This is a genomic window from Microvirga sp. VF16 (genome assembly GCF_016864375.1).
GTDB lineage: Bacteria > Pseudomonadota > Alphaproteobacteria > Rhizobiales > Beijerinckiaceae > Microvirga.
The window spans coordinates 294,434-310,399 of sequence record NZ_CP069355.1 but is presented as its reverse complement, the minus strand read 5'-3'; the positions used below and the strand labels follow the sequence as shown (position 1 = coordinate 310,399).

Here is a 15,966-nt window from a genome sequence, read left to right as displayed (position 1 = left end):
GAGCAGGACCATGACGACGCTTGTTGCCGGCAAACTCCATGGCGTCCATGTCACGGAAGCAACCGTTAACGGCCAAGGTTCGATCACGCTGGATCCCGAGCACTGCGAGCCGGTTGGCTTTGCCCCCATGGAATTCGTGGAGATCTGGAACAAGACCACCGGCGCCCGGACCTCGGCCTATGTGCTCCTGGGCGAGCGCGGATCCCGCTGCTGCATCGTGGACGGCGCCGCGGCGCGAACCTGCCAGCCGGGCGATCCGCTGATCATCTGCAATCCCGTCGCCAGTCGCGACAGCCATATCACCGACATAGTCCCGAGGATCCTCACCTTCGACCGCGACAACCATGTGATCGAGCGTCTCACCTATGCGACTTTCCGGGATGCACAGGGACGATCCCGCTGCTCGCTCGTCGATGAGGCCAACGTCAGCCAGCTCATTTCGCTCGTCACGGCGATTGGCCGTTAGCAGGTGCTGAGCGGTTTCTGAGAGGCTGTGGCTTTCTGGACCTAGCGAAGGGCGTTGGACGCAGCCATGGTGGAGGCGGCATGGGCCTGTCGCTCACGGGTGAGGGCCGGCCGCTCAATGGTCTGGTTGAGGATCAAGTCCCTCCAGGCCGACCACTCACTGGCCCATCCAAGCATGAGGCCGAGACGACCGCTGATGTCTGCCGCTAGACAGCCAACACCTGCCATCACAGCCATGCCTGATTCCCATCATCCTGAGACAGCCGACCTCGTCGAATCCAACGGCTACCAGATCCGCCTCAGCCCGAGTGGCCTGGAATGGCTGGCCTTCGTGGCCCGCCCCAAGCAGCGTCCAACGCTGATCATGGCTCCAGATCGCACGTCTGTCGTCGCAAAGGCCCATGAGTGAATTGAGCTTCAGCTGAGGTCTGGTATGAGCCCTCATGACCTATAGCCTTCTGTGGGTGCCGCCCGTGATGCAAGAATTTTCTGACCCTTTGGACGTGTGATCGAGTGCGGTCTTCTGTCAGGCCTTTGCTTGCGGCGCTTGCAGAAGCCGCTGGCCGGTATGGTGATCCGCGGATTAGGTCCAAAACTGATTCGCGAGTTCGCGGACTCTTAGGCTATAGCTGGTTTTCCTAATCCCGATCTGTTCGATCAATGTGCCCATTCAGGTCGTCGCCTTCTCACACCCCCCACCGACAACAGGCTGTTTGCTGCAGGTCAATCACGCAGCCACAGCCGGCGCCGGATTCCGATAATCCTCTCTTTTGGTGAGCATGGCCCAGACCGTCCGCGCCATCTTGTTTGCCAAAGCTATCGCCACGAGCATCCGCGGCTTTCTCGCCAGCATCTGTGCCAGCCACGAACCCTCGCGAATCGATTTGCGACCTAACCAGTTCAGCCGCGACATCGCCCCAACGATGAGTAACTGGCGAATGTCGGCCTGCCCCTCCTTTGATACACGCCCAAGACGTTCCTTGCCGCCTGAGGAATGCTGACGTGGAACAAGGCCTAGCCAAGCCGCAAAGTCTCGGCCACGCTTGAAGCTGGCCATGTCGGGTGCGAATGCTTCAACTGCCAGCGCGGTCAGCGGCCCGACCCCTGGCATCGTTTGCAACCGTCGCGCTGGTCCGGTCTGCTCTGCCAGCTTCTTGAGTTGCTCTGTCTTAGCCTCGATCCGCTCCGTCTTCCGGCCAATCTGGTCGATAAGATCCTGACATTCCTGGCAGACCAACTCGGGAAGGTCGCTGTTTGGCGTCTTGAGAATCGCCTCGATTCATTTGAGATGGACGATCCCTTGGGGGACGATGTGGCCGTATTCGTAGAGAACTGCACGCAGCGCGTTCACCAGATCGGTGCGCTGACGGACAAGGCGCTGCCGAGCCCGAAACAGCACTGCCTTGGCCTGCTGTTCTTCCGATTTCGGTTCGACGAAGCGCATGTCCGGGCGCTGTGCTGCGACCACGATGGCCTCGGCATCGGCCGCATCGTTCTTCTGGCGCGTTCCGAAAGGTTTCACATACTGCGGCGCGATCAGCTTCACCTCATGGCCGAGTTTGACCATCTCCCGTGCCCAATAATGGGCGCTGCCGCAGGCTTCCATCACCACGACTGCCGACGGATGCTCGGTCACAAACTTCTGAAACTGAGGACGTGACAGCTTCTTTCGAAACTTCAAGTGCCCCGCCATTGATGCGCCATGGAGCTGGAACACATGTTTTGCTAGATCCACTCCGATCATTGTATCTTTCACTTTGCCGTCCTCTCCGCTTGGTGGCTGAAACCACCACATTCTTGGCACACTGCGATGCCGTCTGGGGAGAGCGGCAACCATCCCATCTGCTTCAACTCGCACCGGGCGCCTATGACCTGCTCTTGAATGGAGACGTCATGGGAAGCGTGGTAAGGCATAGCTCCCATCGGCCCTACACGTGGACGGCCGAGCTGCTCGAGGATCTGCCGCGAAGCAGGAGACCGGCTCCGTTCATTAAGATTGAGCACAGCTTTCCCTCCCTGGAAGAGCTCCGCGTCTGGCTTGGCGAGCCAGAGGTGAAAAGCAACTTTGAGGCGAGCTTGGTGACCCGTCACGCCTGATCACGCCATCAGCTCAGCCGTGCGCACTACCTTGTGACAGCGCCCCGGCTGAGGCGCTGTCTGAAAACCGCAACCGGGGCGCCCGTGTGCCAAGGCAATGACGCCCATCTTGAATGGAGGCCGCCCACAGGGGTTGACACTCGCATGCCAGTCGGGCGCCGGCCGGCGTAGCGCCATGACACCAGCGCGCGAAAGGACACAGCCTTGACCCATAGTACGCCGCGATCGATTGGAATGACGGACACTCAGATCTTCGCCTTCCTGGTGCTGCCGTTCCTGCTCGTCCTGACCTGCGGCATGGTGTTCTTCAGCGGTCGGAAACCGAACTCGGCCAAACCCGCAGATCCGCCCGAGCCGATGACCCGGCCGAACTCCTACACGCGCAAGTCACGAAGGCAGCCGACAGTCCCCAAACAAGTTGATGCCGCGAAGGATTGGCCGCGCCGTGGTCTGTTGGACCGCTTTGTCCTGCTGCGACCCTTGCGGCTATCGATGCGACGAGACGGCCCACACCACCAGCATCAAGGTTAGCCCTGTGTCCCGCAGGCTACAGACATCAGCGCGCCAATCGAGCAGATGAACTCCGGCCGCGCGGCACGATCGATCGCCTCTCGCCAATTGTCCAGAACCAGCTGAATTCATTGAAGGTCCTCACCATGCCGCAGACAGAAGTCGCAGCCTCTAACTTTCCTCCTGCTGCCACCCCGACGTTCACGCAAGCCGCCGTCCGGTTCGTCGTCTCCTTCGCGGCGTTGATCGGCCTGAGCCTCCTGTTGGCCAGCCTCTGAGAGAGCATCTTTCGGCCCCTGTGTCCTTTGCGATACAGCCACCTCCTCATTCATCAGGCATTCTGATCCGGTCCACGAGGAGCGGCTGGCGGGCAGTCCTCCCTGGAACTCAAGCGCCTCTGCACACGCGAGGCGCTTCTCTTTGGCAGAACAGGCAAGTCAAACGCGTTGATGCAGCGATGTCGATGAGGCCCTTAACCCTGTGCCCCATGGAAGCCCGCTTCCCGGCTTGCCTTCGCATGGCCTGTACGGCGTCAGAAGCAGGTTTCGGTGTGCTCGATCGTAGGGTGTCATGACCATCCGCCGCCGCTTTCTCCTCGCCTCGTCCCTGGCCCGTCTGATCCGGCGGGAGAGAGGCGGCCTGCGCCACGTCGAGGGCTTCTTCCTCGAGCAGCGGGATCGCTTCGCCTGGGTTCGCCTGGAAGAGGAGAGGGGCCTGCTGATCCTCCAGACGGACGGCCCTGATAGTGAGGCCGAGGACGAGATTGAGATCCCGGTGGGGCATGCCCATGCGCTGCTCGAGGTCTGCGCCGGCGAGGTCGACTACACCCGCACAGCCCTGCCGATCGGCGAGAGTCACGCTCTGGTTGACGAGATCATCCGGCCCCGTGTCCTTCACCGTGTTTCCGTGGAATTCGAGGCCAAGACGGATGCGGAGGCCTTCCGGCCGCTGGAATGGTTCGGGCCTGAGGTGACGGGAGATCCCCGCTACACCAACCAGGCTATCGCGCTTCGAGGGCTCGATGAGGCTGCGGAGATCCCGCTGTCCGATGCGGCCCTCAACAGCCTGATCGACACCTTGGACGGCCGCTCCCCGGCCCAGGCGCGGGTGGCGATCAGCCGGCCCAAGGCCAAGCAGGTGCCGGTGACCCGGGCCAGGGCACAAAGCGGCGGTGAGACCGTCAAGGTCAACCTCGACGAGATCGAGGAGGCGATGATGCGCGAGATGGAGAAGACGCTGCAGAAGAGCAGATCCGAGTAGGAGCGGCTGCCGGAATGCCGGAGGTCCATTCGCCCGTACGGCACCATCTGGTGCTCTATCGGCGTGATCCGGAACAGGGCCGGGCAAAGTTCTTCAGCCTGATGATCGAGCGTGACCTGTTCGGCACGATCCGGCTGGTGCGCCACTGGGGCTTCGTGGGCGCCAAAGGCCAGGAGAAGGTCGAGATCTTTCCCAATGAGGCCAAGGCTGCGGACGCGTTGGAACGTTGGGCGGACATCCAGCGACAGAAGGGCTTTGCGGACCTCTGACACGACCTCGGGCCGTCCTGTGGGTTCAAAATTCCCGGTTCGCAAATCGGCTGAAGACGGCGTACCTACTGAGCAACCTGCCGCGCGTGGCAGTGTGCTGATCGGCAACCGCGAGAGCCGGGGCATCCGACAGATTCTGAAGACGAGCCCGCACGCGCCACAGCGGCCGCTGTTGGGACCAGCGGCCGAAGTTTGGAACCCTTCAGCCGCATGCAAGAAACAGGGGGCAACGCAGCGGCCTTCGGTCAGACCTGAGTAGTTCGGCATGCTTACCGAACACTTACCCTCAGGAGGATCCCCATGGCTCGGCAACAAAAAGGGCCGCTATTAGGAACAGTAGCCCTGAGGTGGGAGGTCTCAACTTCCAGAGAGAACGACACGAAGGGGAGGAAACCTCGCGTCTTGCTCGAAATGGGAAGCCCATTCAGCCTCTGTCACCCAGTGTGGTGCTAAGATTGTTCCACAACGGGACGGCCTGCTTCCGGTACGAGGTAGACAATTCTCTTCGGATCCTGCCTCTGGCTATGTGGACCGACAGCCTTTCGCAGGATGGCCTTGATGTGCTCTTTCACAGCCGCCTCGCCAGCGCCGACTTCAGTCGCAATCTCGGCTCTCGCCTTACCGGCCTTCAACAACAGAAGAATGTGAGCTTCAGGATCTGTCAGGGAACGGCTCCGGGAGTGGTTGAGATTGGCCGCTGATGGCAGCCCCTCTGCGCCAGGGTACTGAATAATGGCCCTCGTCATTGTTACCCCTGCGGATCAACCCTTTGGTAACACTTTGCCGTGGAGCAGGATAAAACGCCATAGTGCTTCGGAGGTAAGGCATCCGCTCGGCTCACTCTTCCGAGAAAGCGCAAGTGATGCCGAGGGTTAGAGCAGGGAGGAATGAAGGGACGGATCCTTAGCTTGCCCGGTGCCGATCCTGCAGCGGGCGCTGGCGTCCGACGAGGAGCCCGGAAGGGCAATCCATCCGTGCCAGCTCCCGGGGCTCGTCGATAGCTGTCGTCGATCGGCAGCTGACGCCAGAGTGAGGTGATTTTCCGGACGAGACAAGCGGCACGAGGGGGGCGCGGCAGCATGGCGCACGATCGGCGCCCCAAAGGCGGGAACGGAAAACGCTCTGGCTGAGGGCTGTCTGAAACCTCACCCCGGGCGTTGAGCGGAGGGTTGAGCTCCGCACCTCGTCCGGGCTGATACGCAACGCGCCCGGCAAGAGAATTCTGCCCGGACGAGGTAAACAACCGGTATTGCGCTGCGGCGCCCCAGCTGAGGAATCGGGTTCAGGGACTCTCAGCTGGGGCGCGAGCGGCTCCCAGGAGCTGACACCGCAGGAACACACTAATCTGGCTAACCATCGCTATTTCATGGAGCAACCCGAAAGCCAACCACCTGAGTCCTCAACGGCGCTCCTCGCAGCGGCTTGCCGGCTGTGTCAGGAGGATCACATGCGTTTGCTCAGTCTCGAGCGAATGCTGCGGAAGCTGTCGATCCCGAGCGCAAAGGCGACTGCAAATCCAGCCGTGAGCGACGCGACAGCAAAAGCAACAGACAGGGATACCATCGGAAAAACACCATTGAAGAACTGCTGCATAGGTGCAGTGAGCCGGGAACCGAACAAGGGAAATTCTATAGACGGCTCGACTTTGCACAGAACCGAGGCTTTCCTGCATCACGGTATGTTCGCGTGTTGATTGCGTAGAAAACCACAATGTGTGGCGCTACCGTTCTCCCTGTCTCGTCTTGGAGAAGGCGCGCCTCATGCCGGTGAGGTCTTGTATTCAAAACCATGTCAGCACATCAGACCGACCTGTAAAGCTGGTGACATGTCGTTTGTCACGATCTCACAACAGTTTCGTCAACTATAACCCGTCTGAACCACTTCGCCTTTGGGATAATCCTTTGTCGAGGCATATCAGTAGAATAGCCGCTATCGATACGGCTTCGAGGCCTTTCACCAATGGTCCCAGTGCATTGCTGGCAACCGGATCAACGCTTAATGCTTGTAAATATTTTACAGATTTACACGTGACAAGTTGTAAAACTTTTCACCTGAACCTTAACTTGCCTTCTCGGCTCCGAACACACGCGGTACTTCATCGTTCAACCTTCACAGAACGAGGAATACGACCGTGGCGTACCAAGATCAGCTCACACAAGCTCAGCAGCTCATCGAGGGCCAGAGCACCTGGAACGGCATCGACCCTGAATCCGTCGCCCGCATGCGGCTGCAGAACCGCTTCCAGACCGGTCTCGACATCGCCCGCTACACCGCCCGGATCATGCGCGAGGACATGGCGGCCTATGATGCCGACCCCTCGCTCTACACCCAGTCGCTCGGCTGCTGGCATGGCTTCATCGGCCAGCAGAAGATGATTTCAATCAAGAAGCATTTCGGCTCGACCAAGCGCCGCTATCTTTATCTCTCCGGCTGGATGGTGGCCGCCCTGCGCTCTGAGTTCGGCCCGCTGCCCGACCAGTCCATGCACGAGAAGACCAGCGTTCCAGCCCTGATCGAAGAGCTTTACACCTTCTTGCGCCAGGCTGATGCTCGCGAGCTCGGGCTCCTGTTCCGCGATCTCGACACTGCGCGCAAGAGCGCCAACTCGGTCAAGGAGCGGGAGATCCAGAACACCATCGACAATTACCAGACGCATGTCGTGCCGATCATCGCCGACATCGATGCCGGCTTCGGCAATGCCGAGGCCACCTATCTCCTCGCCAAGAAGATGATCGAGGCCGGCGCCTGCTGCCTCCAGATCGAGAACCAGGTCTCGGACGAGAAGCAGTGCGGCCACCAGGATGGCAAGGTCACCGTTCCGCACGAGGACTTCCTCGCCAAGATCCGCGCCATCCGCTACGCCTTCCTCGAGCTCGGCGTCGACGACGGCCTGATTGTCGCCCGCACCGACTCGCTCGGCGCAGGCCTCACCAAGCAGATCGCCTTCAGCCGCACACCAGGCGATATCGGCGATCTCTACAACAGCTTCCTCGATTGCGAGGAGATCACGCCGGAGAACTGTGTCAACGGCGACGTGGTGATCAACCGCAACGGCAAGCTGCTGCGCCCGAAGCGGCTGCCGAGCAACCTGTTCCAGTTCCGGTCCGGCACGGGCCAGGATCGCTGCGTGCTCGACTGCATCACAGCCCTGCAGAACGGCGCCGACCTGTTGTGGATCGAAACCGAGAAGCCGCATGTCGAGCAGATCGCCGGCATGGTCGACCGCATCCGCGCGGTCATTCCGAACGCCAAGCTCGTCTACAACAACTCGCCGTCCTTCAACTGGACCATCAACTTCCGCCAGCAGGTCTTTGACGCCTGGGAGAAGGCCGGCAAGGACGTGTCTCCGTATGACCGCGCCAAGCTGATGAGCGTGGACTACGACGACACCGAACTGGCCCGGGAAGCTGACGAGCGCATTCGGACTTTCCAGGCGGATGGTGCGAAGCGGGCGGGCATCTTTCATCACCTCATCACCCTGCCGACCTACCACACGGCGGCGCTCTCCACCGACAACCTGGCAAGGGAGTACTTCGGTAGTGAGGGCATGCTGGGCTATGTGCGCAACGTCCAGCGTCAGGAGATCCGCCAGGGCATCGCCTGCGTCAAGCACCAGAACATGGCCGGCTCCGACATCGGCGATGATCACAAGGAGTACTTTGCGGGCGAGGCTGCCCTCAAGGCAGGCGGCGCTCACAACACCATGAATCAGTTCGGCTGAAGATCTGCCGCGGGCAAGGCCACGAACCATGACGCCACAGGCTCGTACTTCTTGCCCGCGGCTCATCGCAGTCTAAAACCGGGCCGCCAGCCTTCCTGTCAAGCAGATGATGCGGTCGACCTTTTGAACGGGAGTGAAGCAAATGACCTTATCGGACAAGCCGCACCTGAAGAGCCGCTTTGAAGACCACGCCAGCTCGATGTCTGCCGACCAGGATGCGGCCATCCGCATCCTCGCGAACGAACTTCATCGGGTGAACGAGGCCGTGATGAACTGCGTCAATCATGGCTTGTCGATCGAGCTGCAGAGAGTCAAGCGCTGCCATTCCGAGACAGGGTACTGGGGCGATATGATCGTGCCGGTCATCGTCAAGCAGAGCAACGAGCGGGGCTAAGTGCCCCGCTCCTTGGCCGCGGGCAGGTGTCAAAGGCAAAACTGTCCGCGCCGCTGCGATCCGGATCTGACTGGGACGTCGCTTGCCTGCTCGTCGGCGTCTGTCAACGACGTGACCTATTTGTGGCATTGCGGCCCCTTGGAACGGCTGGAGGCGGCCATGTATCTGGTCATCCGCAAGTTCACCCACATGAGCTCCGTCGCTGAGGCGGCTCGGCGGGCCGAAAGCGGTCTTGGCCAACTGCTCAAGCAGTCTCCTGGGTTTCTAGGCTACTACGTGTTTGATGCTGGTGATGGAGTCGGTGGCTCTGTGACCCTGTTCGAGAGCAAGGAGGCCGCTCTGGCGGCCAACGAGAAGGCTCTCGCCTGGATCAGGGGAAGTCTTGTTGATGTCATCAACGGAGAGCCGGAAATCACAATGGGAGAGGTGCTGGCTGTCGTTTCAGCTGTGAAATAACCGAAATCCGTTGCCTGCTATTAGAGAAAGATGACCGTCGCACTCCATGAATGGACAATCAACAGAAGTAATTAGGCAGCCCTGAATAACCCACAACTTGTTGGGACAGAAGAATTCTTCGTCGTCACGAAGCATTGTAGAATGCCAGCATCTGGGGACGGCCCCGCTCAAACCTGGTGTTTTGCTATGGGACCCAAGCCGACGCTGCCGAGTTCCGGCGATCTCTACCGCAGCCGTCTCGACCAGATCCTCGACCACCGTCACGAGTTGTATCGGCTGGCCGGGCTGATCGACTGGGACAGGTTCGATCACGAGTTTGGCCGCTTCTATCGTCCGCTCGGACGGCCCGCGAAGCCGACGCGCCTGATGGTCGGGCTGTCCTATCTCCAGCACACTTTCCACGCCACTTGGATCCCCTACCAGGCCGCTTTCGAGCGGCCTTTTCACATCCACATTGCGAGGGATCCATGACCGTACTGGAAAGTCGAGACCGATATACTTCGCGCGCAATTAGTTTTTCAGTTGACCTGGAGCCCGATGGGTACGTCCTCCAAAACTGAATTCAGTACGTCTCTCATGTGAGCGATTGCGTCTCTCTGGACAATATGGTGGACCTCCAGGCCTCCGGGCTGCCGGAGGGACAAGAGAACCTGATTGTCCTGGAGAGGTTGAAATGACCACCATTCGAGAGGAGTGACGAGGATCGAGGTCGGATCCGTGTTCTTTCTCTGCAGGGCCTCGCCTAGGGCGGCGGAGGATGCCTGGAGAAGACTGATCCCCGTATCATAGTCGGCCCTGAATAATGCGGCTGCACGTGGCTCGCACTGGATTTCAGGCGACCTGAGAAGTATCCGATTGCGCGGATGAACCCAGCAGGGCTGCGATGAGCCAAGCGACAAAAAGCCTGAGCCAGTTCAGGACCAGCCGCAGATTGTGCCCGGCCGCCACGAGGAGCGCATTGATCGCATCGCCGGCCGCTCCGAGCAGGTGATTGCGTCCCAGCCGCCCGTCCGCCTTCATGGCCCGATCATCGGCTCGATCGCGGACCGGCGTCGCAGTTCCCGCTTGATCGTCGGCGTCAGGCCCCGCCGCTGCCGGGTGATGAAAACCCGATCCGTCTTGGCGTAGTCATGCCCACGATAGCCCTGATCGACATAAGTCCGCTCCGGCTCGACGCCCGTCATGGCCACGACCTGATCGATCGTCGTGCCGAGCGTGTGGCCGTCATACGGATTGCCCTCCAGCGCCTTGGCGAGCACGAACCCTTCGCGGTTGGTCACTGCCAGCGCGACCTTCGAGCCGAACTCGTACGGCCGATGCACTTTGCCCTTGGCAATGCACACCACCTCGGGCGCGTGCAGGCTGTACACCTTGTTCTTGCTCGTGCGTTCCTGCATCAGGAGGCGCTCTGTCAGGCCGAGCAGAGGAGCAAACCGGCGTGAGAGAACCTCATCACCGGCGACTTTCCTGGCGACATCGCGGTACACACGTCCGAGATAGGTCTTCAGCCGCTTCAGTTCGCGGCGCATCTGGCGGGCATGGGCATAGCGGCCGACCTGCACGGCGGCGCGTTTGGCCAGACGCGTGTGGGCCTGACGCAGCTCGAGGCCGTGCCGCTTGGCCTGACGGACCAAAGCCTGCAGCGCCTTCAGATAGAGCTTTGCATCGGTGGGATGGGTAATCGCCTTGGGCTGCACCGTCGTGTCGACGCTGATCCGCTCCAGACTGGAGGGCCGCACAGTGCCGCTCTCCAGCCCGGCCTGGATGGTGGCGGCCAGCAGCGTCTCCAGTCCGTCTGGTCCGAGCCGCTTGCGCCAGCGCGTGAGCGAGCTCGGATCGCACGGCAGCTCATGCTGGAAATACTCGCAGCCACAGAACCACTGGTAATACGGGTTCTCGATCCAGCGCTGCACCACCGCCTCATCGGACAGGTTGAAGGTATGCTGGAGATAGGACAGGCCCACCATCAGGCGCGTCGGCTTCGCGGGCCGTCCGAGCGGACGATAGAAGCGGCCAAACTCGTGATCGAACCTGTCCCAGTCGATCAGCCCGGCCAGCCGATACAACTCGTGACGGTGGTCGAGGATCTGGTCGAGACGGCTGCGGTAGAGATCGCCGGAACTCGGCAGCGTCGGCTTGGGTCCCATAGCAAAACACCAGGTTTGAGCGGGGCCGTCCCCAGATGCTGGCATTCTACAATGCTTCGTGACGACGAAGAATTCTTCTGTCCCAACAAGTTGTGGGTTATTCAGGGCCGACTAAGCTACACCCGCAACCCTCTTCAACCACATCATGAATAAGAGCGGTTAACTCGCAGCCGATCTCGTGCGCGTGGCGAAAAGATCGAATATGCTGGGTTGGACGGTGCGTTCCTGGCGCATTGTCGGCTCCGGCGGTGGCAGGATTTGGACTCAGTGGCATGATCCAAGATACCTGAAACCGCCGGGCCTTGCTTGTATAAACCCGCAATTCAGCCAATCAAATCAACAGTTTGGCGTTTGTGGACGGAAACTAGCTAGGCTCCTCGTGACGGCAGTTTGGCCGTCACGCCCCTTCAGGACTGCCGTCACGCCCTTTGAGAACTAGGCCCGGGGACACGCTTGTGTGAACCAACCCGACGTCCACCACGGCCTGCGACAATTCGGGGACAATAATGTCGCTCTCCGGAATTGCACTCATTAGATTTCCAGCAGCCTTTAGGGTTTTGCCTTGGTACCTTGGGTCATCATAGGCACCGTTGGTCTTAGCCCAGACGATCGACTGCTCCTTCAGGACGTCAAGATATACCCCGGAGGCCATGATGTTCTCGTCGAAAGGATCGACTGCTTCGCCCTCCATCAGCGAGGACAGAAGACTTTGGACTTGGACCTTCAATTTCTCTTCGGCCGCAATCATCTCATAAGCCGCTAGCGGCTTGTCCTTCCCGAGCGACTCCCCGCCCAAGAAGCGCTCGAAATCAGGAATGCTCACTCGATGATATACGCGAATTCCATTGGCACGGCAGTCTGTAATTGCCGAGCGAATCTTGTCGTTCTCAGTCCACATTCCATTCTTGACCCCATCTAGCTTAAAGGGGGTATCGGCATCATGGATAATGCCGAACGGCACGCGGAAATGGTTCATGATGCGGATCAACGGTACGAGGATTGCTTTTCCTCGGGCGCGAACGACCGTGATCCGATCTGCAAGGTCGTGGTTCGTCTCCAATACGGCTGCAAGGAATGCGGCATGTTCCGTGTCACCTTCAACGAGGACAGGGTACGACCCAAAGAATATTTCAGCGAGACTGGAGTCCATCTGCTGAAGCGCCTGTAGGCGGCGCTTTGTATCCGCATCGAAGCCGATTGTATCACTTCGGAAAATCCGAGGCGTGACAGGTGCGGTTTCATCCTCGGAAGCTCGCTCTAGCCTAACAATGGTCGTATGGTCCGCGAGCGGGTTAATAAAGTACGGCGAGTGGGTCGTGAGGATGATTTGCCAGTCCGGGTCGTCCGCAAGGCGGTAGAGATGTTTTTGTGCTGCTCGCGCTGCCATAGGATGAAGCGCGTTCTCGGGCTCATCAATCAGCAAGAGATATCCAGGGAGCGCAGGATCGTCGGCATCTGATTTTCCTTCGGTGGACTCAAAACCCTCGATGCGCGCATTGATCTCGATAAGCTTGGTCTCATCTGGCTTGGCTTTCTTCTGCTCCTTCTCAAGATCTTTCTGAAGCCGATCCAGTTCCTTGCGGCGGACTTCAGCAAGCTCTGACGCACGGCTTATTTCGTTATGAACCTGGAGCATGGACCAGAAGAGTGCTCGACGTGTGCCTGTGCCTTGCTGGATCAGGCTCGTTTCCGTTTTTCCATCTGAGATCCTCAGTCCTGACCCTTCCTTGAGAAGATCTCCGAGCTTGAACGATGGACGCGCCATGTTGACGTCAAGGCGCACGCCCAAGCGTGGGAATACACCCTGGAATCCCTTTCCTACTTTGTCAGCAATCTCGTTGAACCGATCGCCATGGCCATTTGTAAGCTTGTTTACTAGATTAACTAATTCTGCGACCGCGTTTGACAACGGAGAACCAAGGTCTCCTTCAAGTGCCTTCAATTCCCGGACAAAAGGACTGAGCGCCAATTGAAGCAAGGTCTCTTCTGAAGTCTTCGCATCATCTAGCGAGCCAATCCTGAGAGGACGTGGAAGACGTGAATTGAACACGGGGTCAGCGCCGCCTGCCTTGCCGTCTACCGCCCAATCCTTTGCGTCCGGATCCCAGGTAGTGCGCACCTTTGAGAAGGTGGGCAAGGCCCATTGCCATCGGCTTCGAACGATTAAGAGCCCATCTTGATCTTGTTTCCATTTTGCATCGACGTTGCCGATTCCTTCAGGGATATGGACATCCAGAATGATTTCTGAAGGAGCATCGGAAGGGCTCCATTGGCATCTGTCGACGCTGGCGTCGAAGGATGCCTTTCCACAGGCAAGTTCGTATGCCTTTAAGATCGTCGATTTGCCTGCATTGTTGCGACCAACAAGACAAACGATGTTATCGAGATCGACCGAGAGCCCCTCGTCGCCTATGCAGCCGATGTTGCGAATGAATATCTTTGTCAACTTTGAGCGATTGGTCATTGTGCCCCCACAGATCCGGATCGCAGCCCGGTGTTCGGCGGCAACTTACTGTCAAAGGATTGACGAAAAATTCCTAACTATCGGATATTCCTAGTTGCCGTAATGGGCCTGCCGCTCACGAGCTAGCGGAGCGGGGTGGCTGTCCCCCAGAGATCCTATGGGTATCGATAGCAGACCACCCTCTGGCAGAGTGAGTCGGCTATCACCCGCTCTGGAGACAGTCATGCCAGTCGCTGCTACCAACTTCCAACAAGCTGCCATTCGCACCAACCTTGGAGCGATCTTCGTCTCATTGGAACTCTCCCGCTCGGTTTGGCTGATAACGTCCTTATCCCCAGGTCAAGCCGAGAAGATGTCGAAGCATCAGGTGCGCGGCGGTGATGTCGCTGGTCTCCTGGTCTGCTTTGCTACCCTGCAGGCGAAAGCGCATGCGAGGACCGGCAAGCACTTTCCGCTCATCGTCATTCAGGAGGCTGGATTGGATGGCTTCTGGCTCCATCGCGTGCTGCAAAGCGAAGGAATCGAGAGCCATGTCGTCGACCCAGCGTCCATCGCGACATCGCGCCGCCGCCGCCGGGCCAAGACCGATAAGATCGATGGCGAAGCTTTGGTGCGGGCGCTCCTCGCTTACAAGCGTGGTGAGCCTCGGGTCTGTGCAATGGTTAAAGCCCCCACGCCGGAGGAGGAGGACCAGCGCCGCGTTTCGCGTGAACGCAAGACGCTCACGGCTGAGCGGGTCGAGCATGTCAACCGGATCAAGGGGCTGCTGTTCGCGCAAGGGGTCTCCGACTACGAGCCGATGCACCGCTGCCGCCGGGCACGGCTTGAGGAGCTTCGGACTGGTGATGGTCGCCCATTCCCCCGCCACCTCAAGGCGCAGCTCATCCGAGAACTCGACCGCCTCGAGCTCCTCCTTGAGCAGATCGAGGCGGTCGAGGCCGAACGGAACATCCTGCTCGCCGCCGCCAGCCCGACAGCCGCGCCGGTACGGCTCCTGGAGCTGAAAGGGATCGGTCCGGAATTCGCCAATGTGCTGTGGTCCGAAGGGCTCTACCGGCATTTCGACAATCGACGGCAGGTGGCTGCCTATGCAGGTCTTGCGCCGACGCCATGGAAGAGCGGCACCATTGATCGCGAGCAGGGCGTGTCCAAGGCTGGCAATCCGCGGCTACGGACCACGATGGTTCAGCTGGCTTGGTTGTGGCTCAGGCACCAGCCGGGCTCGGCCCTGAGCCGGTGGTTCCAGGAGCGGGTCAAGATGGTCGGTGGGCGTCTCAAAAAGCCCATGATTGTGGCGCTGGCCCGCAAGCTTCTCATTGCTTTATGGAAGTACATGACGGCTGGAGTTGTGATTGAGGGAGCCGTCATCAAAGCCGCCTGAGAATTGGTCAGCCTTCCCTGGGCCTGATCAGCCCGGCGGATCCGGGTGGACGAACCGAGCACATCATAGGGCCTAAACAGCCGTCTCAGAGAAGGGTTTCGTCCTCCTGAGCCCTGCCCGCCGCACGCGGGATATTGGTGCAGCCGTGATGCGGCGACCGCATGTGAGTTTGACACGAGCCGGGAGCGGTCGGGTCATGCAATCGGGCTCAGACCTCGGATGCCAGAACAGCCCATGGAGGACCGCAGATGACGCTTTGATCCAAGTCCCTTGAACCGAAACTGCCCATGTGAGTGATGGTGTTGGATCGGGGTTCGAGTGGATCGGCCCCAAGCATCATGAGGGACAGCCATGGACTACTATGCCGGAATTGATGTCTCGTTGGAACTGAGCAGCGTCTGTATTCTCGATGGTTGCGGACAGATTTTCCGCGAGGCGAAGGTCGCCAGCGAGCCCGAGGCGCTTGCCATCTTTTTCGCCAGCCTGAACCTGCCGCTCACCCGCGTCGGTTTGGAGGTCGGGCCACTCTCGCAGTGGCTGCATGCCGACCGTCTGCAAGCCGGGTTCGAGGTCGTGCTGCTGGAGACCCGACACGTGAAGGCGGCGCTCTCGGCTATGATCGTCAAGACAGACCGGCGCGATGCGCGCGGCATCGCCCAACTGCTGCGCATGGGCTGGTTCCGCTCTGTCCACTGCAAGTCGCCGCCGGCGCAGGAGGTAGGGATGCTGCGCATGGCTCGCAAGCAGCTTCAGGCTAAGATTCGAAGCGGATCCTGATTTGGGTGCGAAGATCACGGTGCCT

Annotated in this window: 13 protein-coding genes and 4 pseudogenes; 12 read left to right on the top strand and 5 right to left on the bottom strand. The window is 59.7% G+C overall.

Annotated elements, in window-relative coordinates; translation table 11 throughout:
* Nucleotides 1-10 precede the first annotated feature (10 nt).
* On the top strand, nt 11-466 hold the full coding sequence (locus tag JO965_RS26925; protein WP_203445160.1) for an aspartate 1-decarboxylase: 456 nt from the start codon (nt 11-13) through the stop codon (nt 464-466).
* Nucleotides 467-507: 41 nt separating this feature from the next.
* Here the strand turns inward: JO965_RS26925 and JO965_RS26920 are convergent, their stop codons facing one another.
* A complete protein-coding gene (locus JO965_RS26920; RefSeq protein ID WP_203445159.1) occupies nt 508-702 on the bottom strand; it encodes a hypothetical protein in 195 nt (64 codons plus the stop codon).
* On the opposite strand from JO965_RS26920, the gene JO965_RS26915 reads away from it, so the two are divergent.
* Nucleotides 701-874, top strand: a complete 174-nt coding sequence (locus JO965_RS26915) for a hypothetical protein (protein ID WP_203445158.1) — start codon at nt 701-703, stop codon at nt 872-874. The genes JO965_RS26920 and JO965_RS26915 overlap by 2 nt on opposite strands.
* A gap of 318 nt (nt 875-1,192) precedes the next feature.
* Here the strand turns inward: JO965_RS26915 and JO965_RS26910 are convergent.
* Nucleotides 1,193-2,209 (bottom strand): annotated as a pseudogene (locus JO965_RS26910) (IS110 family transposase).
* 587 nt (nt 2,210-2,796) lie between these two features.
* Here JO965_RS26910 and JO965_RS26905 point away from each other — a divergent pair.
* From JO965_RS26905 to JO965_RS26895, 4 genes are all read left to right on the top strand, one after another.
* Complete coding sequence (locus tag JO965_RS26905) at nt 2,797-3,093, top strand: hypothetical protein (RefSeq protein ID WP_203445157.1); 297 nt, start codon at nt 2,797-2,799, stop codon at nt 3,091-3,093.
* A gap of 125 nt (nt 3,094-3,218) precedes the next feature.
* Entirely contained in the window at nt 3,219-3,350 is a 132-nt protein-coding gene (locus JO965_RS48980) for a hypothetical protein (protein ID WP_256451927.1), read from the top strand.
* Nucleotides 3,351-3,642: 292 nt separating this feature from the next.
* Nucleotides 3,643-4,332, top strand: a complete 690-nt coding sequence (locus JO965_RS26900; protein WP_203445156.1) for a hypothetical protein — start codon at nt 3,643-3,645, stop codon at nt 4,330-4,332.
* Nucleotides 4,333-4,346: 14 nt separating this feature from the next.
* Nucleotides 4,347-4,601 (top strand): WGR domain-containing protein, encoded by a 255-nt coding sequence (locus tag JO965_RS26895; RefSeq protein ID WP_203445155.1) that lies wholly within the window; start codon nt 4,347-4,349, stop codon nt 4,599-4,601.
* A 449-nt stretch (nt 4,602-5,050) separates the two neighbouring features.
* On the opposite strand, the gene JO965_RS49475 is transcribed toward JO965_RS26895, so the two are convergent.
* Complete coding sequence (locus tag JO965_RS49475; RefSeq protein ID WP_203445154.1) at nt 5,051-5,347, bottom strand: LuxR C-terminal-related transcriptional regulator; 297 nt, start codon at nt 5,345-5,347, stop codon at nt 5,051-5,053.
* A gap of 1,385 nt (nt 5,348-6,732) precedes the next feature.
* On the opposite strand from JO965_RS49475, the gene JO965_RS26885 reads away from it, so the two are divergent.
* The 4 genes and pseudogenes from JO965_RS26885 to JO965_RS26870 all read left to right on the top strand — a co-directional run.
* On the top strand, nt 6,733-8,322 hold the full coding sequence (locus JO965_RS26885) for an isocitrate lyase (RefSeq protein ID WP_203445153.1): 1,590 nt from the start codon (nt 6,733-6,735) through the stop codon (nt 8,320-8,322).
* Nucleotides 8,323-8,464: 142 nt separating this feature from the next.
* On the top strand, nt 8,465-8,716 hold the full coding sequence (locus JO965_RS26880) for a hypothetical protein (RefSeq protein ID WP_203445152.1): 252 nt from the start codon (nt 8,465-8,467) through the stop codon (nt 8,714-8,716).
* A 159-nt stretch (nt 8,717-8,875) separates the two neighbouring features.
* Nucleotides 8,876-9,172: a hypothetical protein gene (locus JO965_RS26875; protein ID WP_203445151.1), complete on the top strand. Its 297-nt coding sequence runs from the start codon at nt 8,876-8,878 to the stop codon at nt 9,170-9,172.
* 186 nt (nt 9,173-9,358) lie between these two features.
* Nucleotides 9,359-9,565: pseudogene (locus tag JO965_RS26870) on the top strand (IS5/IS1182 family transposase); the annotation flags it as partial.
* Nucleotides 9,566-10,003: 438 nt separating this feature from the next.
* Here JO965_RS26870 and JO965_RS26865 read toward each other — a convergent pair.
* Nucleotides 10,004-11,319 (bottom strand): annotated as a pseudogene (locus JO965_RS26865) (IS5 family transposase).
* 397 nt (nt 11,320-11,716) lie between these two features.
* A complete protein-coding gene (locus JO965_RS26860; RefSeq protein ID WP_203445149.1) occupies nt 11,717-13,783 on the bottom strand; it encodes an ATP-dependent endonuclease in 2,067 nt (688 codons plus the stop codon).
* A 223-nt stretch (nt 13,784-14,006) separates the two neighbouring features.
* Here JO965_RS26860 and JO965_RS26855 point away from each other — a divergent pair, with 223 nt between their 5' ends.
* Nucleotides 14,007-15,164: an IS110 family transposase gene (locus tag JO965_RS26855; RefSeq protein ID WP_203445148.1), complete on the top strand. Its 1,158-nt coding sequence runs from the start codon at nt 14,007-14,009 to the stop codon at nt 15,162-15,164.
* Nucleotides 15,165-15,453: 289 nt separating this feature from the next.
* Nucleotides 15,454-15,929: pseudogene (locus JO965_RS26850) on the top strand (transposase); the annotation flags it as partial.
* Nucleotides 15,930-15,966: the final 37 nt, after the last annotated feature.